The sequence below is a fragment of the Ancylobacter mangrovi genome (assembly GCF_024752355.1).
In the GTDB taxonomy this organism is placed as follows: Bacteria; Pseudomonadota; Alphaproteobacteria; order Rhizobiales; family Xanthobacteraceae; genus Ancylobacter; species Ancylobacter mangrovi.
Genome location: NZ_JANTHZ010000006.1, coordinates 151,539 through 177,784, shown reverse-complemented (window position 1 = coordinate 177,784; position 26,246 = coordinate 151,539). Strand labels below are relative to the sequence as shown.

Below are 26,246 nucleotides of genomic sequence, written 5' to 3'. Positions count from 1 at the left end.
TGCCATGACCCCCGCCGCCCGCATCTCCGCCGCCATCGAGGTGATCGCCGGTATCCTCGCCGAACGCCGGCCGGCGGCCGACGTGCTGACCGAATGGGGCCGCCGCCACCGCTTCGCCGGATCGGGCGACCGTGCCGCTCTGTCCTCGCTCGTCTACGACACGCTGCGCCGGCGCGCTTCCGCCGGCTGGATCATGGGCCAGCCGGCCGGCGAGGAAACGCCGCGCGCGCTGGTGCTCGGCATGCTTCATCTCGCGCGCGGGCTGGACGCGGAGGCCATCGGCCGGCTGTGCGATGGCTCGCGCTTCGCCCCGGAGCCGCTGACCGACGAAGAGGCGGCGCGGCTTGCGGGCGATACGCTCGGTGAGGCGCCGGCCCATGTGCGCGGCGACTATCCCGAATGGCTCGACGCCCCGCTCGCCCGCGTATTCGGCGACGACCGGGCGGAGGAGGGCGCCGGGCTCGCCGGGCGCGCGCCGCTCGATCTTCGGGTGAACACGCTGAAATCCGATGTGGGCAAGGCCGCGCAGCAGCTCGCCCATCTCGATCCCGTCGCCGGCGCGTGGTCGCCGCTGGCGCTGAGGATCGCCCCGAACGCCGACGGCAAGGCGCCGCCTCTGACCGCCGAGCCGGCCTATCTCAAGGGTTCGGTCGAGATCCAGGACGAGGGCTCGCAGCTCGCCGCCATCCTCGCCGCGCCGGCGCGCGGCGCCCAGGTGCTGGATCTGTGCGCGGGCGGCGGCGGCAAGACGCTGGCGCTGGCCGCGCTGATGGACAATGCCGGCCAGCTCTACGCCTATGACGACGATTTGCGCCGGCTCGCCCCGATCCATGAGCGGGTGCAGCGCGCCGGTGCCCATAACGTCCAGATCCGCTCGCCCAAGGGCCGGGCCGGCACCGGGCCGGATGTGCTGGCCGACCTCGAAGGGCGCATGGACCTGGTGCTGGTCGACGCGCCCTGCACCGGCACGGGGACCTGGCGCCGCAACCCGGACGCCAAATGGCGCATGCGCCCCGGCGCGCTGGCCGAGCGGGTGAAGGAGCAGGCCGAGATCCTCGACGCCGCCGCACGCTTCGTGAAGCCGGGCGGGCGGCTCGCCTACATCACCTGCTCGCTGCTCGACGAGGAGAATGTCGACCAGGTGCGCGCCTTCCTCGCCCGCCATGCGGGCTTCCGCGCCCTGCCGCCGGCCGAGGCGGTGCTCGCGCTCGGCGAGCGCGGCATCGCACTGCGCGCGGCGGCACTGGAGCGGCCGGAAGGGCTGCTGCTGACGCCGCGCCGGACCGGGACCGACGGGTTCTTCGTCAGCCTGATGGTGCGGGACGCATGAGCGCGCGCGAGCCATCGATGCCGCCCCGTAGCTCGCGCTGCATGATCTCGCCCTTCATCGCCGTGCCGCCCGCTTCCCCGCTCCCCTTTCCGAACCGCCAGACGAGCCGCCCATGACCAAGATCGACGCCACCGCAGACGCTCCCGCCCAGCACGACACGATCCTGATCATCGATTTCGGCTCGCAGGTGACGCAGCTCATCGCCCGCCGCGTGCGCGAGGAGGGGGTCTATTCGGAGATCGTGCCGTTCCAGCACGCCGCCGAGGCGTTCGAGCGGATGAAGCCGGTCGGCGTCATCCTCTCCGGCAGCCCGGCTTCGGTGCTGGACGAGAATGCGCCGCTGCCGCCGCCCTCGGTGTTCGATTCCGGCGTGCCGGTGCTCGGTATCTGCTATGGCGAGCAGGCGATGTCGCACATGCTTGGCGGCAAGGTGGAGGCGGGCCACGATCGCGAGTTCGGCCGGGCGGCGGTGACGGTGGCGCGCCCTTCCGCGCTCTATGATGGTACCTGGGAGGTCGGCGGAGAGTATCCGGTGTGGATGAGCCATGGCGACCGCGTCACGGCCATTCCGCCCGGCTTCGAGGTGATCGCCACCTCGCCCGGCGCGCCCTTCGCCATGATCGCCGACGAGACGCGGCACTATTACGCCATGCAGTTCCACCCCGAGGTGGTGCACACGCCGCACGGCGCGGCGCTGATCCGCAATTTCGTGCGCAGGATTTCCGGCGCCACCGGCGACTGGGGCATGAAGGCCTATCGCGAGGAATCGATCCGCCGTATCCGCGAGCAGGTGGGCTCGGAAAAGGTGATCTGCGGCCTGTCCGGCGGGGTGGATTCCTCGGTCGCGGCGGTGCTGATCCACGAGGCGATCGGCGACCAGCTCACCTGCGTGTTCGTCGACCACGGCCTGCTGCGGCTCGGCGAGGCGGAGAAGGTGGTGACGCTGTTCCGCGACGCCTACAACATCCCGCTGGTGCATGTGGACGCCTCCGAGCTGTTCCTCGGCGCGCTGGAAGGCGTGACCGACCCGGAAGTGAAGCGCAAGACCATCGGCAAGCTGTTCATCGACGTGTTCGAGGACGAGGCGAAGAAGATCGGCGGTGCCGCCTTCCTCGCCCAGGGCACGCTCTACCCGGACGTGATCGAGAGCGTCAGCTTTACCGGCGGGCCCTCGGTGACGATCAAGAGCCACCACAATGTCGGCGGCCTGCCCGAGCGGATGAACATGAAGCTGGTGGAGCCGCTGCGCGAGCTGTTCAAGGACGAGGTGCGCGAGCTCGGCCGCGAGCTCGGCCTGCCGGAGGTGTTCGTGGGGCGCCACCCGTTCCCCGGGCCGGGCCTCGCCATACGCTGCCCGGGCGAGATCACCCGCGAGAAGCTCGACATATTGCGCCTCGCGGACGAGATCTATCTCGAGGAGATTCGCCGCGGCGGGCTCTATGACGACATCTGGCAAGCCTTCGCCGTGATCCTGCCGGTGAAGACGGTCGGCGTGATGGGCGACTACCGCACCTACGACTATGTGGTGGGCCTGCGCGCGGTGACCTCGGTCGACGGCATGACGGCGGATTTCTACCCGTTCGACATGGCCTTCCTCGGCCGCGTCGCGACACGTATCGTCAACGAGGTGAAGGGCGTCAACCGGGTGGTCTACGACGTAACCAGCAAGCCGCCGGGGACGATCGAGTGGGAGTGATTCAGCGCACTCCGCGCGCGGCCTTGCTGCGCCCGGCGGGGGGCTGCAAGAGCCTCCCGCGCGGGTGATTTCCCCGCCTGTCGTCGCAAAATCGCGCGGACGCCCAGCCGCTCACGGACCCTTGCAGATCGGCAGCGGCTGGGGCGGTGGCGACGGATGGGCCTTCTTGTAGCCCGCGATGATCGGCTCGAGGCTGGCCGCCGACCAGAATTTCGGCGCGTCGATCTGCTTCAGGCAGGTCGCGTTCCAGTAGAGACCGGCGCCCGACAGCGAACGGTGCGCCTTTACGGCCTGCGCGACGGCGTCGATGTCCTCGGATTCCGGGTAGATGTAGAGCGTGGTCGGCCGGTCCTTCGTCATCGGGACGATGTCGGCGGCGGCCGGCACCGACCAGCTCGTGCAGCCATTGCTGCGGCCCGCCGCGTAATTGACCAGCTTGCCGACCGGCACGTAGCCGTCATTGCCAGCATAGGGGCTGTTCGGGCTTTTGCGGCGGCAATAGGCCCGCAGCACATGCGCCGCGTGCCCGCCGAGTTCCCTCTCGCGGGCGTTCGCCGTCTCGCCCTCGCCGTCGAACTGCACGAAGGAGCGCATCAGCACCGCGTCCTTGCCCGACGCCGTGCGGTAATAGCCCTTGAACGAGGTCTTGATCTCCGCGGTGACATAGGGGCCGCCGGCGGTCAGCAGCGAATCCTGCGCGTTGCCGAAATTCTTCGCGCATTGCCGCCCGTTCGCGAAATTCGCGAGGCCCTTCAAGTTGCGGCCGCCGCCATGGCCGGAGGAGACGGCGCGGAAGGACTTTTGCGCTTCGCAGATGATGTAGAACCGGCGGCCGAGATCGCCCTTGCCGGTATAGGCGGGGCGCGTCGCATCCATGGCGAAGTAGCAGGGATTGCGGACCTTGCCCTCGCTCACCTTCCGCAGATAGAGCGCCCGCGCCCTCTGCAGCACCACCGGCGCGATCTCGCCGTCGTCCTCGCCGATATGGGCTTTCAGCCAGGCGGGCGGGCTCGATGACGGCGCCGCCGCGACGGGGCCGTGCCACGCCAGTACGGCGAGGGCGGTGAAGAGGATGCGCGATAGCCAGATCGTGGTCATGGGAGAAAACTCGTCCGTCCGACGCAGTGTCGTTGTAGACGATTTTGACGGTCGCACTAACCCGGGGAGGGCGGTTTTCGGGAAACGGCGCTTCGGGAGGCGGCCTCGCCGTGGCGACCGGCAGGAGCATCGCGACAGGCTATGCCGATGCCCGCACAATCGCGGGCCGGAAGCGAGGGGGCCTGCACGGGTGGCTTCGGCTTCCAGAGGGACGGCAGCCGTGATGGCGAAGCGCCGCCGGGCGGGGCGCCCGCAGCTAGGGCGGACCCGACGTCGCCCGGCGGCGGATCGGCGTGCTAGCCGGCGGCGGTGCGGCGGTGTCTCGCGAGATAGATGATCTGGGCGGTCAGGCCGAGGACGAGGATCACCAGAAGGCTCCCCTGGGCGCCGAGCAGCAGCGGCGAGTGGAGGTCGGTGACCAGCGGGTGGCCGTCCGGCACGCGGCGCAGCACCTCGGTGACGGTCGGCAGCATCAGCAGGAAGGCGGAAAGGCTGAGGCAGATCGTTTCCACATATCTGGCGACCGGCCGCGTGCCGAGGACCGGCCGCGCGCCATAGCCGGCGAGGAGGATCGCCAGCGTCGCGACGCCGATGACGTAGCTCACCGGCTCATGCGCCACCAGGAAGACCGTCACGGCGCCGATCAGCATCGACACGAGGTAGACGGTGCCGGCCGTCGACCGGGGCACGATCCGGCCGTGGGTGGCAAACATGTAGGCGGCGACGGGAATGGCGGGCAGGCTGCCGAGCGTGTGGACCCAGCCGAGCGGAGAGATTCCGAACATGGGATATTCGCTTTCATCGAAGGGAGGTTGGGGACGCCGCGACGATGCGGAGGGCATCGCGGACGTTTGGATTGTCTATCTACTGGTTGGTAGGCCAACGGAGCGTAGCGCGCGGTTCTTTGCCGGGCTCCGGTTTCAGGCGGTGAGGCGGGCCAACAGGGGGCGGGTGACAGTGCCGAAGGTGACGGGGTCGCCATAGGCGCGGGCGGACAGCATCGCGCCATGGACGGTGGCCATGAACATCTCGGCATCGCCATCGGCGCTGCCGGTCGTCAGCCGGAGGCTGCCGTCCTTCGCACCGCGCTCCAGCACGGAGGAAAGCCAGGCCGAGAGCATGCGGAAATGCGCCCGCACTTCCAGCGCGACGGCCTCGGGAAGCACCGGAATCTCGCTCGCCAGCAGCGCGCAGACGCAGAACGGGGCGCTCATGTCGGTGATGCACGCTTCCCAATAGCCGACATAGGCGCGCAGCTGGTCGAGCGGAGCGGCGACGTTGCGCTCCAGCTCGGCGATGCCCGCTTCGGCCTCCTGCCGGTAGCGGGCGACGAGCACGCGCACGAGATCCGCCTTGCCCGGAAAGTGGTGGTGGACGCTCGCATTGCGAATGCCGACCACCTTCGAGATGTCGGCATAGCTGAAGCTGTTATAGCCGCCCGCGACGATGAGCGATCGCGCGCAGCGGAGGATGTCGTCGGCGGTGGTGGAGGCGTTGGTCATGGTTCTATCTACCAACTAGTAGGTAGTCTGTCAACGTCGCGAGCCAAGGGAGGTTGCGGGACGAGGGCAGGGCTGGCGGGTGACTCTCTGTCGGGGCCTGCATGGCGCATCTGGAGACGAAATAAGTCCGGACATGATTTCGAGGTATATCCGTCGCAACGAGCCGCACGCGGATTGATTTCCGCGATTTGTACGGACATTATGACCGAAACATCAATCGCCGTTGGGGGGAGGTGCGCGCTATGAGGCAGGTCGAGGTCGCGGTCATCGGCACGGGCTGGTGCGGAGGGATCCGTGCCGAGACTCTCTCGCGCTCCGCCCTTGTCGACCGGCTGCACATCTGCGAGATCCGGCCCGACCGGCTGGAGGAGGTGCGCCAGCTCACCGGCGCGGCGAGCGCAACGCTCGACTATCAGGACATCGTCGGAAATCCGGCGATCGAGGTGGTCTACATCTCGACCACGCCCGAGAGCACGCATTTCCCCATCGCCCGCGACTGCCTGCGGGCCGGCAAGCACGTGCTGCTGGAGAAGCCCATCGCCATGGAGCTGTGGGAGGCGAACGAGCTGATCGAGCTCGCCCGCCGCAACCGCGTGAAGTTCACCATCGGCTATTCGCAGCGCTTCAACCCGAAGATCGCCTACGCCAAGAAGAAGATCGCCGAGGGCACGCTGGGGCGGGTCGTCAACGTCATGGTCAGCCGCCACCTGTCGCGCAATCTCGGCAAGAAGATCGCCTCGCGCGTGAAGCTGTCGCCCGCTGCGATGGAATCGACCCACGACCTCGACTTCGTGTTCTGGCTGCTGGAGCCGGCAAAGCCGGTGCGGGTCTATTCGCAGGGCGCCTATGGCTTCATGCAGGCCGTGAACGGTTCCTATGACTGCATGTGGTCGACCGTCACCATGGACAACGGCATGCTGGTGGTCATCGGCGGCGGGTGGAACCTGCCGCCCGCCTATCCCAATTATTGCGGCACCTGGATCGAGATCACCGGCACCGAGGGCGCGCTCATCCTCGACGACACGCAGCGCGACAACTGGCTCAGCACGGTGAGCGAGGGGACGCGCTTTCCCATGTCGACCATGCCGGGCGAGCAGGTTGACCATGTGTTCGCCGGCCAGATGGGGCCGGAGACGATCCACTTCCTCGAATCGATCCTGCGCCAGCGGCCGGTGATGGTCGAGCCCGAGCACGCCCGCATGGTGATGGAGACCTACATGGCGGCCGACCTTTCCGCCGCCATCAACGAGCCGGTCGACCTGCCGCTGTCGAACCAGTCCATCGCGCAGATCAACGATCTGAAAGGGGCGGCCATCGCCGCTTCGTGAGGGTAAAGGGTTCGGCGGCGAGCCCTTTCGCCGGCTTGCGACCTCGACGCCCGCCCGGCCGGCCCGGTAGGATTACCGCCGGATCGGCGCGCGAACGGCAAGCGAGGATCCGGCGGCCGGCGTGTGTGCGGTCGAAGAATGCCAGCGAGGATGCCATGACGGACGCGGAATCGGCTCAGGCGGGGCGCCAGCCGGGGCGGGGCGCGCGTTATCTGGAAATCGAGGCGACGCTGCGCCGCGAGATCAGCGCCGGCACCTATGCCGTCGGCGCCCGGCTCCCGACCGAGCACGAGCTGTGCGAGCGCTTCACCGCCAGCCGCTTCACCGTGCGCCAGGCGCTGGCGGGACTGCGCGAGGACGGGCTGATCGAGGCGCGCGCCGGCGTCGGCACGATCGTCGTCGCCAGCCGCAAGCGCGACGCCTTCGTGCACAAGCTCAGCTCGATCGAGGAACTGCTGCAATACCCGTCCGAGACCTATCGCCAGCCGCTGCGCGTCGACCGGATCGTCGCTTCGCCGGAGCTGGCGATGCTCTTGAAGTGCAAGGTCGGCCAGCCCTGGGTGCACCTGAAGGCGCTGCGGCGCACCCGCTCGTCCCAGACGCCGATCGCCTATTTCGACATCTATGTGCTGCCCGCCTATGCGGGGGTGCTCGACCGGCCCAATCCCGAGGGCGCGCCAGTGGTCCGGCAGATCGAGGAGGCGCTGGGCGTGCGCGCGGCGCATGCGCAGATCGAGATCTTCGTCGGCCACATCACGCCCGAACTCGCCGAGCCATTGATGGCGCGGCAGGACGATCCCGCCCTCATCATCATCCGCCGCTACCGCGGAACGGACGGGGCGGTGTTCCTCGTCACCTATTCCGTCCACCCGGAAAACCGGTTCTCTCTCAACATCGAGTTCGAGCGGCGCTGAGGCGCGCCGCCCCGAACGAAGAGCGGCCGGCCGGTCACATGCCGGCCGGCTGAGGCCCTGCGTCAGGCGGCGGCGGTACGGGCCGTCTCGCGGCGCGCCCGGAGGGCACGGCGGAAGGCGAGGAGCACCGTCGTCAGCGACAGCAGCAGCAGGCCGACAGTGATCGGCCGGGTCAGGAAGAAGCCGAGATCGCCGCCATGGATGACCATGGCCCGGTTGAAGTTCGACTCGATCACCGGCCCCATCACGAAGGCGAGGACGATCGGGATCACCGGCATGTCGATCTTCTCCATCCAGAACGCCCCCGCGCCGAGCATGATCGCCATCACGACATGCGGCGCGTAGCCGGCCTCGGCATAGACGCCCATGATGAGCAGCAGCAGCACGAACGGCCCGAGGATGTAGCGCGGCACTCGCGCGATCATCGCGAACACCCGCATGCCGGCCATGCCGACGGCCAGCATGATCAGCGCCGAGACGATGAGGCCGATGAACACCGCCATCACCAGCAGGCCGTTCTGCTCGAACAGCAGCGGGCCGGGAACGACGCCCTTGGAGATGAGCAGGCCGAGCAGCACCGCGATCGCCCCCGAGCCGGGCACGCCCAGCGCCAGCGAGGGGATGAGCGCGCCGGCGACGATGGCGTTGTTGGCCGTCTCCGGCGCGGCGACGCCTTCGTCGAGGCCGGTGCCGAACTTCTCGGGATGCTTCGAGATGCGCCGCTCCTCGTTGTAGGCGACGAGCGAGGACACGGTGGCGCCGGGGCCGGGGATGGCGCCGATCGCGGTGCCGATCACGGTCGCGCGCAGCATGGTGGGCGTGAGCTTCCGCATGTCCTTCCAGCCGACATGGTTGCGCTCGCGGTCGCTCTGGCCGAGCGCGTCGACGTCCGGCATCGGGTCGCTCTTGCGCGCCATCAGGAGCCGGAACACCTCCGGCATGGCGAGCAGGCCGGTGATGACGACGATCAGCGGCAGGCCCTCCATCAGCGATTCCAGCCCGAAGGTGAAGCGCAGGCCGGCAAAGCCGGAGCTGCCGATCATCGCCAGGAACAGGCCGATGCCGGTGGCGACGAAGCCCTTGACCGGGCTGCTGCCGAAGAAGCTGCCGATCATCGACAGGCCGAACACGCCGACCGCGAACATCTCGCTCGGGCCGAACTGCAGGCCGATCCAGGCGAGCAGCGAAGCGGCGAACACGAAGATGATGCTCGAGGCGATGCTGCCGGCGATGCCGGTATAGAGCGAGATCCGCAGCGCCCGCAGCGCCTTGCCCTGGCGGGCCATCGGGAAGCCGTCGAGCAGGGTGATCGCCGCGGCGGTGGTGCCCGGGGTGCGGATCAGGATGGCGGGGATCGAGCCGCCATATTCGGCCGCCGCATAGATCGAGATGAAGAACAGCGTGCCCGTTTCCGGGCTCATGGTGAAGGTGAAGGGGAACATCAGCGCCAGCGCCTGCGCCGCGCCGAAGCCGGGCAGGGCACCCATGATGGTGCCGACGATCACGCCCGCCAGCATGACGAAGAGGCTGGTCGGCGACATCACCATGAGGGCGGCGGGAAAGAAATTGTCGAACAGAGCGTCCATCGTCGCTTCCTCAGAACGTGATGAAGTCCGGCAGGATGGCGAGCGGAACCGAGACGTTCAGCAGCAGAACGAAGACCGCATAGAGAATGAGCGTCGTCAGTGCCGCCACTGCGACGGCCAGCGCCACGCTGCTCAGCCGCACCGCCAGCAGCAGCGACAGGATGCCGAAACAGGTGATCTCGAAGCCGAGATATTGCAGGCCCACGACGAAGGCGAGCACGGTCGCGATGGTGACGAGATAGCCCCGGTACTCGAACTCGATGCTGTCGTCGCCCGCCGCCGGGGCGAGCGCCCTCGTCTCGCGGGCGCTGCGCGCCCGGGCCAGCACCAGTCGGCCCAGCCAGATCACGGTGAAGACGGCGGTGTAGATGAGGACGAGCCGGGGCATGAAGCCCGCTCCCGGATAGCCGCGCATGGGCGAGGGAGGCAGCTCGAAGCTGTAGACGAACAGCGCAACCACCGCCGCCAGCACGACCGCGGCGGTGAAGAGCTCGGCTGCGCTCCGGCTGAGCCGGACAATGCCTTGATTTTCCATCTCGGGGATTCCTGTTCCCGAAACCAGATGCCTTCCGTCCGCGCCGATGTCTGATCGACGCGGACGGCACGGGTTCGGCGATCAGAGAATGCCGTTTTCCTGCATGAAGGTGCGGTAGCTCTGCAGCTCCTGCTGGAACGACTCGCGCAGCTTCTCGGGATCGTCCTCGAACGCCTTTTCGACATGCGGGCTGTTCTTCAGGTATTCGGCGTACTCGGGGCTGTCGACGACCTTGCGGAAAGCCGCGCGCAGCTTCGCCTTCACCTCGTCCGGCGTGCCCTTCTTCAGGAAGATGCCCTGCCACTGATGGGAGATCGGGTAGACGTAGCCGAGCTCCTGGATGGTCGGGACGTCGGGCAGGGCGGGCGAGCGGGTCTCGTTCAGCACCACGAGGGTGCGGATCTTGCCGGCCTTCTCGTGCGGCATGATCTGGCCGATCGTGCCGAGCGCCGCCGGCACGTGGCCGCCGAGCAGGTCGCGCATGGCGTCGCCCGACCCCTGATAGGGGATGTGGATGACGGTGGCGCCGGCCGCGGAGAAGGCGGAGATGATGTGCTTGTGGTGGATCGAGCCGATCTTGTTGCCGGCGATGCCGATCGTGCCGGGGGCCAGCTTGGCGGCGGAGACGAGGTCGCCGAAGGTCTTGTACTTGCTGTCCGAGCGTACCGCGAGGCCGTAGATGAACTTCTCGACCTTCACCAGGAATTCGAGGTCGTCCGGCTTCACCGAGAAGGTCGGCAGGTTCATGTAGCCCGAGAAGCTGGCGCTCGCATGCAGCAGCGTATAGCCGTCGGCGGGCCGGCTCATCACGTAGACGGCGGCCTCGTTTCCGGAGCCCGCGCCCTTGTAGACGACGTTGACCGGGGTGCCGAGCACGTCCGGCTTGGCGAGCACCTGCGCCATCAGCTGGCACCACATGGCCGCGGTGGAGCCGGGCGAGGTCGAGCAGACCAGCTCGATCGGCTTGTCGGGAAAGGACTGTGCCTGAACGGCGGGTGCGCTCACGGCGGACAGAACAATGGCCGCGAGGCCGGCGGCGAACTTCATCATCGCGTTTCCTCCAGCGTTCTCCGGCGGCCTGGTTGTTCTGGTGGGTCCGCCGGCTCGACATGCGCCCTCATGGCGCGGGCAGTCGGCGTGAGCGGGGCTATTGGCGCAGCCCCGCGCACGCATGGTCGCTCAGCTCTTCGGCTCGAAGCCCTTCTCGTAGAACGCGCCCGTCTCCTGGCCGTCGGCGGCGATGCCGGCGATGCCGAAGGACAGGTCCTTGACCACGAAGAAGTAGACGTCCTCCTCGGGCAGGGCGACGGTGGCGTGGACCTTGTTGGCGGGGAAGAAGATCAGCGTGCCGGGGCCGGCGATCTTTTCCTCCTCACCCTCGATGTGCACGCGCAGCCGGCCCTGCACGACGTAGTTCCACTGCTCGTTGGGATGCGAGTGCGGACGGGCGCCGGTGCCCTTGGCCTTGCGCATCAGGCCGACCTGCGTGCGCTCGCCCTCGACGACCGACCCGAAGGCGGAGCTGTAATGCGCGCCGGCGGCCATCTTGGCGAGGTTCGGCAGGTCGAAGACATAGGCGCCGTCTCCCGCCTTGATCGCCCCTTCGTTCTTCGTCTTCCGCTCGGTGGTGGCGTCTGCGAGCATGGGCGTGATCCTCTCTTTGACTGCTGGTCCGACGGCCTCGTCCGGGCCGCTTCGGAATAAATGTCCGGACTTGGGTGGGCAGCGCTCCTGCGGGGGCGGCAGATCAAGTCCGGATGATAACGACAGATGGAGAATGTTCGAACATTTCATTCGAGTCAATTAATTCGCTGGGAAATCGCGCGCGCGCGACACCGCATGCCGACACAGAGGCGAGAGGCACGGCCCACGCCCGTCGTCGTCGCCGGCGCGTTTCGCCTTAAATGTCCAGACAATTAGGTGTGCATCGCAGCAGGGCCGGGGAGTCCGAATCCGGCCTCCGATGGCGCTCCCGGGCGGCTTTGCGCGGATCGGCGAGCCATGCCCGGTCAGTATGAGCCAATGGCGAAAGAGTATTTGAACGTCATGGCTCCCCATGGTCCGCTTGCCGGCAAATAACGCCGCAATCCGCGCCGCCGGATCCAAGAAGCCGCCATGTCGAGGCGGCCGGTTCGCGCGGGACGACCAGGGAGTTCCGTAGATGCCGCGCCTGTCGCCCAAGGGTATTGGTCTTGCCATTGTTGGCGCCGGCCGCGTGGGCCTCTTTCGCGGCGCCGTCGCTGCCCGCCATCCCGCAGTCGAATGGATCGGGCTCGCCGAGATCGATCCCGAGAAGGGCCGGCGCGTCGGGGCGGAGATCGGCGCCGATTTCGTCACCACGAGCCATGCCGAACTGCTGAAGCGCCCGGAAGTGACGGCGGTCATCGTCGCCACCGACGAGCACCTGCATGTCGACCCGGTGATGGCGGCGCTCGAACGCGGGCTGCCGATGCTGATCGAGAAGCCGCTTGCCACCCATCTCGACGACTCCGCCCGCGTGCTGCGCGAGATCGAGGCCGCGGGTGTCGACGCGGTGGTCGGCTATACCCAGCGCTTCCGCCGCCGCTGGCTGGCGGCGAAGGAGAAGGTGCGCACCGGGGCGCTGGGCGACGTCACCATGGTCACCTCGCGCGCCTTCATGAACCGGCTGGTCGCGATCGACAATTACCGGCGCTCCAACGCGCCCGAGACGATCTCGCCGATGGTGATCTCGGGCACGCACGCGCTCGACATCGTCATGTGGTACCTCGAGGCCAAGCGGCCGGTGGAGGTCTATGCGCGCTCGGTCGACAAGGTGCTGGGCCCGGACTGGCGCGGCATCGACGGCACCGCCGGCATGATCATGATGGAGGACGGCTCCCTCTATCACCTCAACATCTCCTGGGCGCTGCCGGTGACCTGGCCCGGCGCGGTCTACAGCCTCGAGGTCGGCATCGTCGGCACCAGCGGGGTGCTGACCATCGACGACACGCATCGCGACATCGTGCTCGCCGTGTCGGCGCCGCAGGAGGAGGGCTACCTGCCGGACCGCAGTCGCCTCGTCGACTTCATGGGCAGCTATCCGCCCGGCGACATGGCCCTCGGCGAACTGCGCGGGCCCATGCGCACCGAGACCGAATCCTGGCTCAACCGCATCGCGCTCGACCTGCCCACCCAGCACGCCACGGCGGCGGAGGCGCACAACCGGCTGATGCTCACCAAGGCGCTCGACCTCTCCGCCAAGCTTCGGCGGGCGGTGAAGCTGCCGCTGGAAGTCGAGGGGGAACGCGAACTCATGCGCGAGGCCGCCATGGCCTGACGCATCCGCAATCGTCACAGCAAGTCGAAGCGGGGCCATTCACAACAAAAACCGGCGCCGCAACCCTGGGAGGGAACGATGAAAGCGTCTACGCCTGTCACCCGTCGTGCCGGCCTCGCCGTTCTTCTGGGCGCCGCCGCCGGCCTCGCCATGGCCTCGCCCGCGAGCGCGCAGTCCGACTACCCGAACCAGCCGATCACGGTCATCGTGCCGTTCGCGCCGGGCGGGGCGTCCGACTTCGCGGCCCGGCTGCTGCAGCCGCGCCTGTCGGAGATCCTCGGCCAGCAGATCGTGGTCGAGAACCGCGACGGCGCCGCCGGCAATGTCGGCATGGACATCGCCGCCCGCGCCAAGCCGGACGGCTATACGCTGTTCCTCGGCAATGTCGGCACGGTGTCGATCAATCCGTACCTGTTCTCCAGCCTGCGGGTGAAGCCGCTGGAGGACTTCATCCCGATATCGATCGTCGCCGACACGCCCGGCCTGCTGATCGCCAATCCGGCCTTTCCGCCCAACAACGTCAAGGAACTGGTCGAGTATGTGAAGGCGCGGCCGGGCGAGGTGAACTTCGCCTCGCCGGGCACCGGCTCGGTGAACCGGCTGGAGATGGAGGCGTTCCGCCGCGAGGCCGGGCTCGACATGGTGCACGTGCCCTACAAGGGCGGCGCCGGCCCGGCGACGGCCGACGTCATGGGCGGCCATGTCAGCCTGATGTTCGTCACCATCTCCTCGGGCATCAACCATGTGAAGGGCGGGCGGCTGAAGGCGCTCGGCGTCACCACCCGCGAGCGCGTGGAGCAGCTTCCCGACGTGGCCACCATGGCCGAGCAGGGCTACCCCAAGAGCGTCTCCTCCTCCTGGCAGGGCCTGCTGGCGCCGGCCGGTACGCCGCAGCCGATCATCGACAAGCTGCACGCGGCGGTGGTCGAGGCGATGAAGGACGAGACCATCAAGAAGCGGATGGCCGAATCCGGCGTCATCGCCGTGTCGAGCCCGAGCCCGGCCGACTTCAAGGCCTACATCCAGGCCGACGCCGCCAAGTGGAGCGGGGTCATCCAGGAGATCGGCGCCAAGGCCGACTGACGCTCCCTAGACAACGGGCCGGCCCGCCGCCAGCCCGTCCATCGCCCGCCCGGCAGCGCTAACCGGCGCCGGCCGGCGGGAAGAGGTCCAGACCCGAGGGGGCGCATATGGACATCAAGGTTTCATCGGATTTCCTCACCGGGCTGCTGTTCTGCGGCCTCGGCGCGGTCGCCATCATCATCGGCTCCAGCTACCCGATCGGCACGGCCTCGCGCATGGGTGCGGGCTATTTCCCGCTGATGATCAGCTCGGGCCTCGTGCTGCTTGGGGGCATCCTCATCATCCGCTCCTTCCTCGTCGAGACGGCGGAGGTCGGGCATGTCGACTTCCGCCCGCTGCTCATGCTGGTGGTGAGCATCCTGCTATTCGGGCTGCTGATCGAAAGCTGGGGCTTCCTGGTGGCGGGCGTGCTCGTCGTGGTCGGGGCGCGCGTCGCCGGACGCCACTACGCGCCGCTGGAGACCGCGCTGCTCGCGGTCGGGCTGACGGTCTTCTGCCTGCTTCTGTTCGTCTACGGGCTGGGCCTGCACCTGCCCGCCACGCATCTGTGGTGAGGGTTCGGCATGGAACTGTTCCACGACATCGGACTGGGCTTCAGCGTCGCGCTGACGCCCTGGAACCTCGTCTACGGCTTTCTCGGCGTGCTGCTCGGGACCATCATCGGCGTGCTGCCGGGGCTCGGTCCGGTGGCGACCATCTCCATCCTGCTGCCGGTGACCTTTACGCTACCGGCGCCGGCGGCGCTGATCATGCTGGCCGGCATCTATTACGGCGCCCAGTATGGCGGCTCGACCACGGCGATCCTCGTCAACCTGCCGGGCGAGAGCTCCTCGGTCGTCACCGCTATCGACGGCTACCAGATGGCTCGCAAGGGCCAGGCGGGACTGGCGCTCGCCACCGCCGCGCTGTGCTCCTTCATCGCCGGCACGCTGGCGACGGTGGTGATCGCCGTGGCGGCGCCGGCGCTGGCGGAGGTGGCGCTGGACTTCGGGCCGGCGGACTATTTCTCGCTGATGCTGTTCGGCCTGGTGGCGGCGGTGATCCTCGCCCATGGCTCGGTGGTGAAGGCGGTCGGGATGATCCTGGTCGGCGTGCTGCTCGGCACCATCGGCATCGACGCCAATACCAGCCTGGAGCGCTTCACCTTCGGCATTCCCTCGTTCGGCGACGGCATCGATTTCGCCGTCGTCGCCATGGGCATGTTCGGCATCGGCGAGACCATCTCCAACCTGGAGCAGAAGGATTCGGCCCGCACCTTCGTGAAGGAGGTGACCGGGCTGTGGCCGCGCTGGGCCGACATGCGCCGCTTCATCAAGCCGGCGCTGCGCGGCACGGCGCTCGGCGGCTGCCTCGGCCTGCTGCCGGGAGGCGGGCCGGTGCTCGCCTCGTTCTCGACCTACGCGCTGGAGAAGAAGCTGTCGAAGCGGCCGGCCGAGTTCGGGCGCGGCGCCATCGAAGGGGTGGCGGGGCCGGAGGCCGCCAACAACGCCGCCGCCCAGACCGCCTTCATCCCCATGCTCACGCTCGGCCTGCCCTCGAGCGCGGTGATGGCGCTGATGATCGGCGCGCTGATGATGCAGGGCCTCTCGCCCGGGCCGCAGCTCATGAACCAGCGGCCCGACCTGTTCTGGGGCCTGATCGCCTCGATGTGGCTCGGCAATCTGATGCTGGTGGTGCTCAACCTGCCGCTGGTCGGCATCTGGGTGAAGCTGCTCTCGGTGCCCTACCGCATGCTCTATCCCGCGATCATGCTGTTCTGCTGCATCGGCGTCTACAGCATCAACAACAACGCGCTGGACGTGGTGATGGCGGCGGTGTTCGGGGCGTTCGGCTACATCATGAAGCGCCTGCATTGCGAGCCGGCGCCGCTGCTGCTCGGCTTCATCCTCGGCCCGATGATCGAGGAGACGCTGCGCCGGGCGCTGCTGATCTCGCATGGCGACCCGATGGTGTTCCTCCAGCGGCCGATCAGCCTGTCCTTCCTCGTCATGACGGTGCTGCTGCTGCTCGTCCTCGTCGCGCCGATGATCCGGGTCACGCGCGAGCGGGCCTTCGAGGAAGGCGCGGACTGACGCTCCGTCCACCGCCGCAAAGAAAAACGGCCGCGCCCGGAAGCGCGGCCGTTCTGCCGTTGAGCGGCGCGCGGTCTCAGGCCGCTCCGGCAAGCGTGCGCGGCTGGGGGGAGATGTCCGGCAGCGCGCTGAACAGCCCGCGCTGGGCGTGCGCGTCGATTTCCGCGCGCAGCAGCCCCATCACCGCCTGCACCGCGGCGCTCACCTTGTCCCCCACATGGGAGAGCATGATGGTGCGGCTGAGATTGACGCCGCCGATGGCGACGCCGGTGAGCTGGCCCTCGTCGATCTCCTTGCGGAAGGCCGAGATGGGCATGATGGTCACGCCGCGCCCGCGCAGCAGCATGCGGCGGATCGCTTCCACCGCGTCGACCTCGCAGTCGATCTCGAGGCACACGCCGTGCGAGGCGAGCTGCTCGTCGACGAGGCCGCGTATGCCGCGGGTGACGAGCATCGGCGTCGCGGCGAGCTCGTCGAAGGTGACGACAGGAGACACGCCGCGCGACTGGCGCGGCATGACCACGACGATCGGCTCGGTGACCACGGCGGTGAAGCGCAGGGCGCGGTTCGGTGGCGGGTTGGTGAGCAGGGCGATGTCGACCTGCCCGTTGACGAGGTCGGTCTGCAGCCGCCGGGTGAACTCCTCGACGATGGTGAGGCTGATCGCCGGATGGGCGGTGGTGCAGCGCTCGATGAGGCCGGGCGCGAGCAGGGAGGAGAGGGTCGGCGAGATGCCGACCACCACGCGGCCGGAGAGGCAGTCGCCGGCGATGTTCATGTCCTGCGTGGCGCGGGCGACCTCCTGCAGGATGTGCCGGCTGTGCTGAAGGAAACGGCGCCCGGCCATGGTGAGCTGGACGCCGCGCGGCAACCGCACCAGCAGCGAGGTGCCGAGCTCGGTCTCGATGCGCTGGATGTGGCGGCTGAGCGCGGGCTGGACGATGCCGAGATCGCGGGAAGCCCGGGTGATGCTGCCGAGCTCGGCGACCCTCACGAAGGCTTCGATGCTGCGCAGTTCCATGGCGTCTTCCTCCGTAAGGGGCCTGTTCTGGTTCTGCGCCCCGTTGCAAGGCTGCTCGTCAGGCCGGCGGTGGCACGCGAAACACCCGCAGGGCGATGGCGAGCATCGAATAGTAGCCGAGCAGTCCCGTGAGCTCGACGACGGTGCGCCGGCCGAAGCGGGCGACTGCCGCCTCGAACAGCTCGTCCGGCACCTCGCGGTGGCGGTAGACGGCGGCGGCGAAGTCGTGCACCAGCGCGGCGTCCGGGTCGTCGAAATCCGGGCGCCGTCCTGCCTCCAGCGCCTTGATCTCGGCCTCCGGCACGCCGGCCTTGCGGGCCTCTCCCGCATGCACGCCGAACTCGTAGGCCGCGCCCCAATAAGCGGCGGTGGTGAGTATCGCGGTCTCCGAGAGGCGCGGCGACAGGCCGGTCCGATAGCGGCAGAACGCGCCGACCGCCTGGGCGGTGGCGGCGAGCTCCGGGCTTTCGACATAGATGTGGAACGGGGCCGGCACCTGGCCCGCGCGCGGGCGGCCGATGTCCTCGAAGATCCGGCGCTGCTCGGCATCGAGCGTGGCGGGATCGAGCTCGAAATAGCGCGGCGGGCTGGCGGTGGTGCTGTCCATGGCGTTGTCCTCAGGCGGTCGCAGCCAGCGGCGGGTGCGCCGCCGTCACGGGAACGGGCGCGTTGGTCGCGACGGAGCGGCAGATGGCTTCGAGCACCGCGATATTGTCCACCTTCTGCTCGTCGGTGAAGACGTAGGGCGCACCGGTCTCGATGCCGCGCGCGAAGGCTTCGAGATTGGCCCGTACGGTGTCGGTCCACTCATACTCCGTGACCTCGCGCCGCCCGTCCTTGTGCTGGATGGTGAGCGTGGTCGGGCCGGGCGTGTCGGGGTGCGTGTGGTTGCGCGCCTCCACCCAGGCCTCGGTGCCGAACACGGTGATGCCGATATAGAGCGGCGTCACCAGGATCGCGTTGAGATAGCCGGTCGCGCCCGAGGCGAAGCGGGTGTGCACCGAGACGACATCGCCGTTCGCGCGCTCGGAGGCTCGGCTGGCGGTGATGGCATAGACCTCGCGGATCGGGCCGAAGATGTCGAGGAAGGCGTCGGTGAGGTGGATGCCCATCGCCGTCATGCCGGCCGCGGGCGCGTCCACCGGCGAGGCGCGCCAGTCGGTCTTGGGGACGGCGGCGAGCTTGTCGTGGCTGAAATTGGCCTCGACATGGGAGATGGTGCCGAGCGCGCCGGACTGCACCAGGCGCTTGATCTCCATCATCGCCGGCTCGTAGCGCCGCTCGTGGCCGATGCCGAGCTTCACGCCCGCGGCACGGCAGACGGCGACCGAATGCTCCGCGTCGGCGCGCGAGAGCGCCAGCGGCTTCTCGCAGAACACGTGCTTGCCGGCCTTCGCCACCCGCTCGACCTGCGCCGTGTGCAGCGAGTGCGGCGTGCACAGGATGACCGCGTCGATCGCCGGATCGCCGAGCACCTCGTCCCAGTCGGTGGTGAAGCGCACGCCGTGCTCGGCCGCGAAGGCCTCCTGGGCCGGCGAGGTGTCGAGCGCGACCACGATGCGCAGCCCGTCCGAATCCGCCATGCGGCGGATCATGTGCTTGCCCCACCAGCCGAGGCCGACGATTGCGGCGCGGATCATGTTTCCTCCTTGTCTGCCGCCTTGTCCGGCGGCCTCGTTTCGCTCGTTCGGGTTCACTCGGCGGCGGCGGAGCGCCGGCCGGCGTTCACCGCGGGCATCACCTTCTCGGCCATCAGCTCGAGCGAGCGGATCGCCAGCGTCCGGTCGGCCCAGTCATGGCCGGCATAGAGCAGGGTGCCGAACTCGCCGACTTCGTCCTGGAAGGCGGCGAGCTCGTCGGCGACCTTCTCGGGCGTGCCCCAGATGACGAGATCGGCCAGCACGCTGTCCACCGTGACCGAGGAATCGGGCGCGCTCTGGTCGCGCTTGAACAGGTTGGCGCGGCCGTTGCCGACCAGCTTGGTGGCGAGCGAGTTGTAATAGGCGTGGTAGGGGCTGCCCGGCTCGGTGGCGTAGCGGCGGGCGGTGGCGAGGTCGTCGGCGACGAAGATGCTCTTGGCGACGCGCCAGTTCGCCGGGTCCGCCGGGCGCCCGCCTTTCTCGCAGCCCTCGACATATTTCGGCCAGTGGGTCTTCACCCAGCACGGCAGCAGGAAGTTGGCCGAGATCGGCTCCCAGCCGCGCTGCGCCGCTTCCGTCACGCCCTTGGAGAAGGGCGCCACCGCCGTGATGGCGATGGGGGGATGGGGGCGCTGGTAGGGCTTGTGGATGGCGCCCTGGCCGAGAGCTGGAATGTAGGTGCGTTCGGTCGAGATGCTCCAGTGCTGGCCGACCCGGTTGTAGGGAGGCTCGCCCGACCAGATGCCGAGTACGTGGTCGATCGCCTCGACGAACATCTCGGTGCGGTTCTTGTCGAGATTGCCGAACACCTCGGCGTCGGAGAGCAGCCCGCCGGGGCTGATGCCCATGATGTAGCGGCCCTTCGCCATGTGGTCGAGCATGGCGACCTCGGCGGCGACGCGGGCGGGGTGCTGGTTCGGCAGGTTGATGGTGCCCGAGCCGAGCCGGATGGTCTTCGTTTCCTCCAGCAGCCAGGCGATGAAGATCAGCGAGGAGGTGATGGTCTCGGCGGCGTCGGTGATGTGCTCGCCGAAATAGCCCTCACAGAAGCCGAGCTTCTCCGCGATGAGGCAGAACTCCCGGTCCTCGCGCAGCGTCTCGTGGAGCGGGCGGTGGAGCGGGTGGATCGGCATGGTGAAGAAGCCGAGTTTCATGACGCGCTTTCCTGGTTCGCGATTGTGTCGGTGGCCGGCGGGGCCGGCGGCAGCAGCGCGAGCCCGCACAGCGAGCCGGTGGCGAAGATCAGCGGCTCGCCGTCCCGGTGCGCGGCGCGCAGCACCCGGCCGAGAAAGATGAGGTGGTCGCCGGCCTCGATGACCTGCTCGGTGCGGCACTCGAAGCGGGCGATGGCGCCCTCGATCAGCGGCGAGCCGTGATCGCCGATGCTGTGCGGCACGGCCGCGAACTTGTCGTCGTGGGGCGTGGCGAAGTGCCGGCACAGATGCTGCTGGTGCGTACCGAGCACGTTGACGGCGAAGCACCCGGAGGTGGCGAAGCTCTCCAGCGATGGCGCCTGCCGCCGCAGGCTCCACAGCACCATGGGCGGGTCGAGGGAGACCGAGGAGAAGCTGTTGGCGGTCAGGCCTTCGAGCTTTCCGTGGGCGGTCCGCGTGGTGACGACCGTGATCCCGGTCGCGAAGCGGCCGAGCGCGCGCCGGAAATGGCCGTGATCGTCAGCGGATCTGAAGTCGATGACGTGTTCGCTCATGGGAAGGAGCTTAGGTCGCGACCGATCGCTTCAGAAATGATATGATCTGCTCATCTCCATCAGGAAACGTAATGTCGATGAGCGAGACCCTGCGCGATGTCCGGCTGTTCGTGGCGGTCTATGAGGAGCTGTCCTTCACCGCTGCCGCCGAGCGCGAGAACGCGACACAGTCCGGCGTCTCGCAGCATATCCGCAAGATCGAGGACCGGTTCGGCGTGAAGCTGTTCGCGCGCGGGGGCGGGAGCGTGCAGCCGACCCCGGCCGGGGAGAGCTACTACCGCCACTGCATCGAGCTGCTGCGCCTCAACGAGATGGCCAACCGCTCGGTCGGCCGCTTCGGTGCCGGGCTCGACGGCGAGATGGTGGTCGGCCTGATGCCGACCATGACCCGCTCCGTGCTGGCGCCGGCGCTGGCGCGTTTCGTCGATCTCCATCCCAATGTCGGGGTGCGCATCTGGGAGGCTTATTCCGCCAACCTCACCCAGCAGGTGAGGGCGGGCGAGCTCGCCTTCGCCATCGTTCCGGCCTCGACCGGGACGGTAGGCGTGCGCACGACGCGCTTCGCCTTCACGCCGGAGGTGCTGGTCTCGGGCGCGCGGGCGGGGCGCGAGCACATGAAGCCGGTGCGGCTCGCCGATCTTGGCCCGCTGAAGGTGGTGGTTCCGAGCGGGCAGAACGCCCGGCGCGCCAATATCGAGACCTATCTCGCCTCCAACGGGGTGGCGGTGGAACGGCGTCTGGAGCTCGACGCGATGATGGGAACGCTGGACTTCGTCGCCTCCACCGACTGGGTGGCGATCCTGCCGGGACTGATGATGGCCGAGGAGGCGGAGCGGGCGCGCAGCTCCGACCTGACCGGCCGCTTCACCGTGAACCCGATCGCCGATCCGGCGCTGGTCATGGATCTGGTGCTGATCGAGCCCGCCCGACGCCCGCTCGGTCCGGTGGCGGCGGCCTTCCTCGATGTGCTGGCGCAGGAGACGGCGCGGATCGGGCGGGTCTGGGGCGAGCGGGCCGGCCTCTATGCGGAGGTCGGCGCGGCGTAGATCTGGCCGGCACCGGGGCGGGCTCAGGCGCCGACGGCCTTGCGCTCCTCGCCGGCGACGCCCAGCCACCGGCCGGCTGTGCCGCCGAGGATCGTCGCCTCGTCATTCGGCGTCAGCCCGGCGGCGCGCACCTGCCGCACGCCCTCCAGCGTGCCCATGTCGAACGGGTAGTCGCTGCCGAGCAGCACATGGTCGGCGCCGAACGTGTCGGTGAGGTAGCGCAGCGCCGGGCCGAAATGGGTCAGCGTGTCGAAATGCAGCCGGCGGATGGAGGCCTCCGGGCTGTCCTTCAGGAAACGCCGGCATTCGGGGCGCTCCTTCCAGCCATGCACCATGCGGCCGAGCTGGAACGGCAGGAAGCCGCCGCCATGCACGAGGCAGATGCGCAGCCCCGGATGGCGCTCCAGCACGCCGGAGAACACCAGCGAGGCGCCGGCGATGGTGGTCTCCAGCGGGTTGCCGATGAGGTTCTTGAGATAGAATTCCCTGGAGCGCTCGCCCGCCGCCGGCTTCTGCGGGTGGATCAGGATGAAGGCGCCGAGCTCGTCGGCCGTCGCCCAGACCGGCTCCAGCGCCGGATCGTCGAGATTGCGGCCCTCGATATGCGAGCCGATCTGCGCGCCGTTCAGGCCGAGCCGGGTGACGGCGCGGCGCAGCTCGTCGGCGGCGCGCGCCGGGTCCTGCATCGGCAGGGTGGCGATGCCGCGAAAGCGCGCGGGATGCCTGCGCACCAGCTCGGCGATCGCCTTGTTCTGGATCTCGCACAGCGCCGCGGTCAGCGCCGCCTCGCGGTCGTAGAGAAAGGTCTGCGGGCAGTTCGAGAGTACCTGGACGTCGAAGCCGGCGATGTCGAGGTCGGCGAAGCGCCGGTCGAGGTCCCAGCCGCCGCGCGGGAACGGGCGCTGCACGATGTCGCCCACCTTCAGCACCCCGCCCTCGGCGTCGACCTCGCTGAGCGTCGGGCCGATATCCGGCGCCTCGCGGCGCATCCGGGCCATCATGTCCTCGGTGAGGATGTGGGCGTGAACGTCGATCGAGAGGGAGCTCATGCGGGTGTCCTAGTCCGAGGAATGGGAGAGCGCCTCGCTCACGCCGGCCCGGCGGGCCGCGCGGCGGGCGAGGAGGAAGCTGGAGAGCGGCAGGGCGAGCGAGCCGATGACGAGCAGAGCGAGGAGCGCGGCGAGCGGGCGCTGGACGAAGATCACCAGGCTGCCTTCCGACAGCATCAGGCTCTGGCGCAGCGAGCTTTCCATCAGCGGCGCCAGCACCACCGCCAGCACCAGCGGCGCGCGGGGAATGTCGGCGCGGATCAGCAGATAGCCGACCATGCCGAAGAACAAAGTGAGCCCGACATTGAACAGGCTGAGGCTGATCGCATAGGCGCCGACCAGCGACACGACGAGGATCCCCGGCACCAGATAGGAATAGGGAATGCGCAGCACGCTGGCGAAGAGCGGGGCGAGCGGCAGGTTTATGACCAGCAGGATGACGTTGCCGATGAACATGGAGGCGATGAGCCCCCAGACGAGGTCGGCCTGCTCGGTCAGCAGCATCGGCCCGGGCCGGATGCCGAGCAGCACCAGTGCCGCCAGCAGCACGGCGGTCGACGCCGAGCCGGGAATGCCGAGCGCCAGCATCGGCACCATGGCGCCGTGGGCGGCGGAATTGTTGGCCGACTCGGCGGCGGCGACGCCGTCCAGCGCGCCGTGGCCGAACCTCTCCGGGTGCGGGCTCGCCTTCTTCTCGACCACATAGGCGAGCAGCGCGGCCACGGTCGGCCCCGCGCCGGGCATCAGCCCGATGAGGAAGCCGACGATCCCGCCGCGCAGGATCGCCATGCGGCATTCCGCCCAGTCCTTCGCCGACAGCCACATGTCCTTGAGCTGGGTGCGCACCGCCTGCGCGGCCTGGCGCTGCTCCATCGAGACGAGGATCTCGGCGATGCCGAAGATGCCGATGGCGACCGGCAGGAAGTCGATCCCCTCCATCAGCTCGAGCGAGCCGAAGGTGAGGCGCGGCGTGCCAAGGATCGGGTCGGTGCCGACCAGCGCGATCATCAGCCCGAGCGTGGCGCCGATCATCGCCTTCATCGCCGAGCCGGTGCCGAGGCTCGCGGTGGCGGTGATGCCGAGCAGGGCGAGCAGGAAATATTCCGGCGCCGAGAAGCTGAGCGCGAAGGCGGCGAGCGCCGGGGTGAGGAAGACCAGCGCCGCGACCGCGCCGATGCCGGCGATGAAGGAGCCGATCGCCGCCGCCGCCAGCGCCTGCCCGGCGCGGCCCTGACGGGCGAGCTGGTTGCCGTCGACGGCGGTCATCACGCTCGCCGCCTCGCCCGGCACGTTCACCAGCACCGAAGTGAGCGTGCCGCCATACATGCCGCCATACATGATGCCCGAGAGCATCACGAGCGCGGTGACCGGCTCGAGGCCGAAGGTGACCGGCAGCAGCAGCGCCATGCCGGCCGAGGGGCCGATGCCCGGCAGCGCGCCGATGACCTGGCCGAGCGTGACGCCGATCAGCACGAACAGCAGGTTGGTCGGCGTTCCAGCGACCGCGAAGCCCTGGGCGAGGGAGGCGAGGGCGTCCATGGATGATCTCCCTGCGCCGTCAGATGCCGAACATGCCGGTGGGCAGGGCGATGCCGAGCCACGCGATGAAGACGCCGTAGACGAGCCCCGCCACCGCCGCGGTGGTGACGAGGCTCGGCACCAGAGGGCGCCGCTCGATGCCGAGAAGGAGGAAGAGGCAGAACAGGATGGCGGCCGGCAGGAAGCCGAGATGCGGGATGAGCAGGATCATCAGCCACAGCCCGGCAAGGAGCGCGACGACCCGTATCAGCCCGTGCCGGTCCGGGAACTCGTGTGGCCGATGGCTCGAATCCATCGCCGTGGCGACGAAAAGGGCGAGGGCCAGCACGACGCCGACCGCGCCGACCCAGAAGGCGGCGAAGGCCGAGCCGGGCGCGAAGTCGGACCAGTAGGGCAGCTCCCGCGTGCCGAACAGCACGCCGAGCGACAGGGCGAGCAGGACGAGGGCGGCGATGAGATTGGTCGCGCGCATGCCGGTCTCCACGGCTTCCTTCGGCAGGGCGGGCAGAGAACGGGCGGGGCCGGCCGGGCCAGCCCCGCCCTGTCCCTCGTTCACTGAACCGGCGGCTGCTTGGCGAGGCCGAGGTCGCGCAGCAAGGCGAGGTGCTCTTCGTGCAATTTCTGCATATAGGGCTTCACCTCGGCCGCCGGGATCAGCTTGGAGCGCAGGAAGTTCTCCTTGAGGCTGGCCTGCCATTCCGGGTTGGCGACGAGCTTGGCGATGGCGTCGTCCCAGAACTTCACGGTGTCGGCGTCGAGTTCGGGCGGGCCGGCGAGGCCCCAGGCCTGGCCCCAGACGATGTCGTAGCCCTGTTCCTTCGCCGTCGGGACGTCCTTCAGCTCCGGCTCGGGCCGGCGCTCGTCGGAGAGGATGGCGAGGATGCGCGCCTTGCCGGAGGTGACCAGCGGCATCGCCTCGCTCGGCGTCAACGTCATCAGGTCGACATTGCCGCCGAGGAACGCGGCCTGCGCGCTCCCGCCGCCGTCGAACGGAATATAGTTGAGCTTCACCTTGCCGGCCTTCTCGACCAGCCCGGCCACCATGTGGTCGGTGGAACCTGCCTGCGCGCCGGCGACCTTGAGCGAGCGCTCGCGCTGGGCGGCGAGCTCCATGAGCTGCTTGAGGTTCTTCACCGGCGAGTCGGGCTGCACCACGAGCACCAGATCGCCCTGGATGAACATGGCGATGGGGGTCAGCTTGTCATAGAGCGTCGGCAGGCCCTGGGTGATCGGCGTGGTGAGGATCGGCTGGGCGATGCACAGCACGACGTTGCGGTCGCCCTTCTTCCCCATCACGAAATTGCCCGCAACCATCCACGAGCCGCCGGTGCGGTTCTGCACCACCAGCGGGTTGGTGATGATCTTCTGCTCGTTGAGGATCTTGGCGGCCCGGCGCATCAGCACGTCCGGCGTGCCGCCGGGGCTGGTGCCGGTGGTGATCTCGATCGGCCCCGTCGGGGCGGACTGCGCCATCGCCGCGCCGGTCGCGCTGGCACAGGCGAGCCCCAGCGCGAAGGCGAGGGCGGACGGTTTCAGAAGCGGGTGAAAAGGCCGGGCTGCACGAAGCGGGCTCATCTGGCGTTCCTTCCCATGCTGGCATTTGACGCAGCGTCTTTCAGACGTCTTGTGCGGCGAGGAAAGGATGCTGACAACAAACTGTCAAGTGTAAACGGAATAAACCTGCCAGTATGACGTATAGCAAATCGGCATACGTATAGTACAAATGGGCATGGATGAAGAACTGAACTTGTATCCATTTGTCGAGCGGCTTGCCACACGCCATGGCCGGGCACGCTCCGGC

General features: G+C 68.6%; 25 protein-coding genes. 9 read left to right on the top strand and 16 right to left on the bottom strand.

Annotated elements, in window-relative coordinates; translation table 11 throughout:
* Positions 1–4 precede the first annotated feature (4 nt).
* Together NVS89_RS14505 and guaA are read left to right on the top strand one after the other, a co-directional pair.
* Positions 5–1,330 (top strand): RsmB/NOP family class I SAM-dependent RNA methyltransferase, encoded by a 1,326-nt coding sequence (locus NVS89_RS14505; RefSeq protein ID WP_258733470.1) that lies wholly within the window; start codon positions 5–7, stop codon positions 1,328–1,330.
* 112 nt (positions 1,331–1,442) lie between these two features.
* Positions 1,443–3,026 carry a glutamine-hydrolyzing GMP synthase gene (guaA, locus tag NVS89_RS14500; RefSeq protein ID WP_258733469.1) on the top strand — a complete coding sequence of 528 codons (1,584 nt, stop codon included), beginning with the start codon at positions 1,443–1,445 and terminating at the stop codon, positions 3,024–3,026.
* Between the two features lie 111 nt (positions 3,027–3,137).
* Here the strand turns inward: guaA and NVS89_RS14495 are convergent, their stop codons facing one another.
* From NVS89_RS14495 to NVS89_RS14485, 3 genes are all read right to left on the bottom strand, one after another.
* Complete coding sequence (locus NVS89_RS14495; RefSeq protein ID WP_258733468.1) at positions 3,138–4,124, bottom strand: hypothetical protein; 987 nt, start codon at positions 4,122–4,124, stop codon at positions 3,138–3,140.
* A 296-nt stretch (positions 4,125–4,420) separates the two neighbouring features.
* Positions 4,421–4,909, bottom strand: a complete 489-nt coding sequence (locus NVS89_RS14490) for a hypothetical protein (RefSeq protein ID WP_258733467.1) — start codon at positions 4,907–4,909, stop codon at positions 4,421–4,423.
* A 135-nt stretch (positions 4,910–5,044) separates the two neighbouring features.
* Complete coding sequence (locus tag NVS89_RS14485) at positions 5,045–5,626, bottom strand: TetR/AcrR family transcriptional regulator (RefSeq protein ID WP_258733466.1); 582 nt, start codon at positions 5,624–5,626, stop codon at positions 5,045–5,047.
* A gap of 242 nt (positions 5,627–5,868) precedes the next feature.
* Between NVS89_RS14485 and NVS89_RS14480 the strand changes: the two genes are divergently transcribed.
* Both NVS89_RS14480 and NVS89_RS14475 read left to right on the top strand, forming a co-directional pair.
* A complete protein-coding gene (locus tag NVS89_RS14480; protein ID WP_258733465.1) occupies positions 5,869–6,954 on the top strand; it encodes a Gfo/Idh/MocA family protein in 1,086 nt (361 codons plus the stop codon).
* A 155-nt stretch (positions 6,955–7,109) separates the two neighbouring features.
* On the top strand, positions 7,110–7,868 hold the full coding sequence (locus tag NVS89_RS14475) for a GntR family transcriptional regulator (protein ID WP_258733464.1): 759 nt from the start codon (positions 7,110–7,112) through the stop codon (positions 7,866–7,868).
* Positions 7,869–7,930: 62 nt separating this feature from the next.
* Here NVS89_RS14475 and NVS89_RS14470 read toward each other — a convergent pair whose 3' ends face one another.
* The 4 genes from NVS89_RS14470 to NVS89_RS14455 form a co-directional block, all read right to left on the bottom strand.
* Positions 7,931–9,454, bottom strand: coding sequence for a tripartite tricarboxylate transporter permease (locus tag NVS89_RS14470; RefSeq protein WP_258733463.1), 1,524 nt, complete (start codon positions 9,452–9,454; stop codon positions 7,931–7,933).
* Positions 9,455–9,464: 10 nt separating this feature from the next.
* Positions 9,465–9,989, bottom strand: coding sequence for a tripartite tricarboxylate transporter TctB family protein (locus NVS89_RS14465; protein WP_258733462.1), 525 nt, complete (start codon positions 9,987–9,989; stop codon positions 9,465–9,467).
* A gap of 81 nt (positions 9,990–10,070) precedes the next feature.
* The gene (locus NVS89_RS14460; RefSeq protein WP_258733461.1) at positions 10,071–11,039 is read right to left on the bottom strand and encodes a Bug family tripartite tricarboxylate transporter substrate binding protein; all 969 of its coding nucleotides are present in this window, start codon (positions 11,037–11,039) and stop codon (positions 10,071–10,073) included.
* Positions 11,040–11,168: 129 nt separating this feature from the next.
* Positions 11,169–11,633 carry a cupin domain-containing protein gene (locus NVS89_RS14455; protein ID WP_258733460.1) on the bottom strand — a complete coding sequence of 155 codons (465 nt, stop codon included), beginning with the start codon at positions 11,631–11,633 and terminating at the stop codon, positions 11,169–11,171.
* A 517-nt stretch (positions 11,634–12,150) separates the two neighbouring features.
* On the opposite strand from NVS89_RS14455, the gene NVS89_RS14450 reads away from it, so the two are divergent.
* The 4 genes from NVS89_RS14450 (at position 12,151) to NVS89_RS14435 (ending at position 16,442) form a co-directional block, all read left to right on the top strand.
* Positions 12,151–13,287 carry a Gfo/Idh/MocA family protein gene (locus NVS89_RS14450; RefSeq protein WP_258733459.1) on the top strand — a complete coding sequence of 379 codons (1,137 nt, stop codon included), beginning with the start codon at positions 12,151–12,153 and terminating at the stop codon, positions 13,285–13,287.
* A 78-nt stretch (positions 13,288–13,365) separates the two neighbouring features.
* Complete coding sequence (locus NVS89_RS14445) at positions 13,366–14,370, top strand: Bug family tripartite tricarboxylate transporter substrate binding protein (RefSeq protein WP_258733458.1); 1,005 nt, start codon at positions 13,366–13,368, stop codon at positions 14,368–14,370.
* A 107-nt stretch (positions 14,371–14,477) separates the two neighbouring features.
* Positions 14,478–14,924, top strand: a complete 447-nt coding sequence (locus tag NVS89_RS14440; RefSeq protein WP_258733457.1) for a tripartite tricarboxylate transporter TctB family protein — start codon at positions 14,478–14,480, stop codon at positions 14,922–14,924.
* Positions 14,925–14,933: 9 nt separating this feature from the next.
* Positions 14,934–16,442, top strand: coding sequence for a tripartite tricarboxylate transporter permease (locus NVS89_RS14435; protein WP_258733456.1), 1,509 nt, complete (start codon positions 14,934–14,936; stop codon positions 16,440–16,442).
* 76 nt (positions 16,443–16,518) lie between these two features.
* Here the strand turns inward: NVS89_RS14435 and NVS89_RS14430 are convergent, their stop codons facing one another.
* The 5 genes from NVS89_RS14430 to NVS89_RS14410 are packed head-to-tail and all read right to left on the bottom strand — an operon-like array spanning position 16,519 to position 20,811.
* Positions 16,519–17,463: a LysR family transcriptional regulator gene (locus NVS89_RS14430; protein WP_258733455.1), complete on the bottom strand. Its 945-nt coding sequence runs from the start codon at positions 17,461–17,463 to the stop codon at positions 16,519–16,521.
* Between the two features lie 58 nt (positions 17,464–17,521).
* The gene (locus NVS89_RS14425; protein WP_258733454.1) at positions 17,522–18,070 is read right to left on the bottom strand and encodes a carboxymuconolactone decarboxylase family protein; all 549 of its coding nucleotides are present in this window, start codon (positions 18,068–18,070) and stop codon (positions 17,522–17,524) included.
* Between the two features lie 10 nt (positions 18,071–18,080).
* Positions 18,081–19,103 (bottom strand): Gfo/Idh/MocA family protein, encoded by a 1,023-nt coding sequence (locus NVS89_RS14420; protein WP_258733453.1) that lies wholly within the window; start codon positions 19,101–19,103, stop codon positions 18,081–18,083.
* A gap of 53 nt (positions 19,104–19,156) precedes the next feature.
* Positions 19,157–20,257 carry an LLM class flavin-dependent oxidoreductase gene (locus NVS89_RS14415; RefSeq protein ID WP_258733452.1) on the bottom strand — a complete coding sequence of 367 codons (1,101 nt, stop codon included), beginning with the start codon at positions 20,255–20,257 and terminating at the stop codon, positions 19,157–19,159.
* Complete coding sequence (locus tag NVS89_RS14410; RefSeq protein WP_258733451.1) at positions 20,254–20,811, bottom strand: flavin reductase family protein; 558 nt, start codon at positions 20,809–20,811, stop codon at positions 20,254–20,256. The genes NVS89_RS14415 and NVS89_RS14410 overlap by 4 nt, the downstream gene beginning before the upstream one ends.
* A gap of 77 nt (positions 20,812–20,888) precedes the next feature.
* On the opposite strand from NVS89_RS14410, the gene NVS89_RS14405 reads away from it, so the two are divergent.
* Positions 20,889–21,857: a LysR family transcriptional regulator gene (locus NVS89_RS14405; protein ID WP_258733450.1), complete on the top strand. Its 969-nt coding sequence runs from the start codon at positions 20,889–20,891 to the stop codon at positions 21,855–21,857.
* A 23-nt stretch (positions 21,858–21,880) separates the two neighbouring features.
* Here the strand turns inward: NVS89_RS14405 and NVS89_RS14400 are convergent, their stop codons facing one another.
* The 4 genes from NVS89_RS14400 to NVS89_RS14385 all read right to left on the bottom strand — a co-directional run bounded on the left by NVS89_RS14400 (position 21,881) and on the right by NVS89_RS14385 (position 26,020).
* A complete protein-coding gene (locus NVS89_RS14400) occupies positions 21,881–22,906 on the bottom strand; it encodes an amidohydrolase family protein (protein ID WP_258733449.1) in 1,026 nt (341 codons plus the stop codon).
* Positions 22,907–22,915: 9 nt separating this feature from the next.
* Positions 22,916–24,445, bottom strand: coding sequence for a tripartite tricarboxylate transporter permease (locus tag NVS89_RS14395; protein ID WP_258733448.1), 1,530 nt, complete (start codon positions 24,443–24,445; stop codon positions 22,916–22,918).
* 19 nt (positions 24,446–24,464) lie between these two features.
* Complete coding sequence (locus NVS89_RS14390; protein WP_258733447.1) at positions 24,465–24,917, bottom strand: tripartite tricarboxylate transporter TctB family protein; 453 nt, start codon at positions 24,915–24,917, stop codon at positions 24,465–24,467.
* A gap of 80 nt (positions 24,918–24,997) precedes the next feature.
* Entirely contained in the window at positions 24,998–26,020 is a 1,023-nt protein-coding gene (locus NVS89_RS14385; protein WP_258733446.1) for a Bug family tripartite tricarboxylate transporter substrate binding protein, read from the bottom strand.
* Positions 26,021–26,246: the final 226 nt, after the last annotated feature.

Bases quoted from the DNA above. Each gene is read 5' to 3' on its own strand.
- NVS89_RS14505 (WP_258733470.1), top strand. From the start codon at position 5: ATGACCCCCGCCGCCCGCATCTCCGCCGCCATCGAGGTGATCGCCGGT.
- guaA (WP_258733469.1), top strand. From the start codon at position 1,443: ATGACCAAGATCGACGCCACCGCAGACGCTCCCGCCCAGCACGACACG.
- NVS89_RS14495 (WP_258733468.1), bottom strand. From the start codon at position 4,124: ATGACCACGATCTGGCTATCGCGCATCCTCTTCACCGCCCTCGCCGTA.
- NVS89_RS14490 (WP_258733467.1), bottom strand. From the start codon at position 4,909: ATGTTCGGAATCTCTCCGCTCGGCTGGGTCCACACGCTCGGCAGCCTG.
- NVS89_RS14485 (WP_258733466.1), bottom strand. From the start codon at position 5,626: ATGACCAACGCCTCCACCACCGCCGACGACATCCTCCGCTGCGCGCGA.
- NVS89_RS14480 (WP_258733465.1), top strand. From the start codon at position 5,869: ATGAGGCAGGTCGAGGTCGCGGTCATCGGCACGGGCTGGTGCGGAGGG.
- NVS89_RS14475 (WP_258733464.1), top strand. From the start codon at position 7,110: ATGACGGACGCGGAATCGGCTCAGGCGGGGCGCCAGCCGGGGCGGGGC.
- NVS89_RS14470 (WP_258733463.1), bottom strand. From the start codon at position 9,454: ATGGACGCTCTGTTCGACAATTTCTTTCCCGCCGCCCTCATGGTGATG.
- NVS89_RS14465 (WP_258733462.1), bottom strand. From the start codon at position 9,989: ATGGAAAATCAAGGCATTGTCCGGCTCAGCCGGAGCGCAGCCGAGCTC.
- NVS89_RS14460 (WP_258733461.1), bottom strand. From the start codon at position 11,039: ATGATGAAGTTCGCCGCCGGCCTCGCGGCCATTGTTCTGTCCGCCGTG.
- NVS89_RS14455 (WP_258733460.1), bottom strand. From the start codon at position 11,633: ATGCTCGCAGACGCCACCACCGAGCGGAAGACGAAGAACGAAGGGGCG.
- NVS89_RS14450 (WP_258733459.1), top strand. From the start codon at position 12,151: ATGCCGCGCCTGTCGCCCAAGGGTATTGGTCTTGCCATTGTTGGCGCC.
- NVS89_RS14445 (WP_258733458.1), top strand. From the start codon at position 13,366: ATGAAAGCGTCTACGCCTGTCACCCGTCGTGCCGGCCTCGCCGTTCTT.
- NVS89_RS14440 (WP_258733457.1), top strand. From the start codon at position 14,478: ATGGACATCAAGGTTTCATCGGATTTCCTCACCGGGCTGCTGTTCTGC.
- NVS89_RS14435 (WP_258733456.1), top strand. From the start codon at position 14,934: ATGGAACTGTTCCACGACATCGGACTGGGCTTCAGCGTCGCGCTGACG.
- NVS89_RS14430 (WP_258733455.1), bottom strand. From the start codon at position 17,463: ATGGAACTGCGCAGCATCGAAGCCTTCGTGAGGGTCGCCGAGCTCGGC.
- NVS89_RS14425 (WP_258733454.1), bottom strand. From the start codon at position 18,070: ATGGACAGCACCACCGCCAGCCCGCCGCGCTATTTCGAGCTCGATCCC.
- NVS89_RS14420 (WP_258733453.1), bottom strand. From the start codon at position 19,103: ATGATCCGCGCCGCAATCGTCGGCCTCGGCTGGTGGGGCAAGCACATG.
- NVS89_RS14415 (WP_258733452.1), bottom strand. From the start codon at position 20,257: ATGAAACTCGGCTTCTTCACCATGCCGATCCACCCGCTCCACCGCCCG.
- NVS89_RS14410 (WP_258733451.1), bottom strand. From the start codon at position 20,811: ATGAGCGAACACGTCATCGACTTCAGATCCGCTGACGATCACGGCCAT.
- NVS89_RS14405 (WP_258733450.1), top strand. From the start codon at position 20,889: ATGAGCGAGACCCTGCGCGATGTCCGGCTGTTCGTGGCGGTCTATGAG.
- NVS89_RS14400 (WP_258733449.1), bottom strand. From the start codon at position 22,906: ATGAGCTCCCTCTCGATCGACGTTCACGCCCACATCCTCACCGAGGAC.
- NVS89_RS14395 (WP_258733448.1), bottom strand. From the start codon at position 24,445: ATGGACGCCCTCGCCTCCCTCGCCCAGGGCTTCGCGGTCGCTGGAACG.
- NVS89_RS14390 (WP_258733447.1), bottom strand. From the start codon at position 24,917: ATGCGCGCGACCAATCTCATCGCCGCCCTCGTCCTGCTCGCCCTGTCG.
- NVS89_RS14385 (WP_258733446.1), bottom strand. From the start codon at position 26,020: ATGAGCCCGCTTCGTGCAGCCCGGCCTTTTCACCCGCTTCTGAAACCG.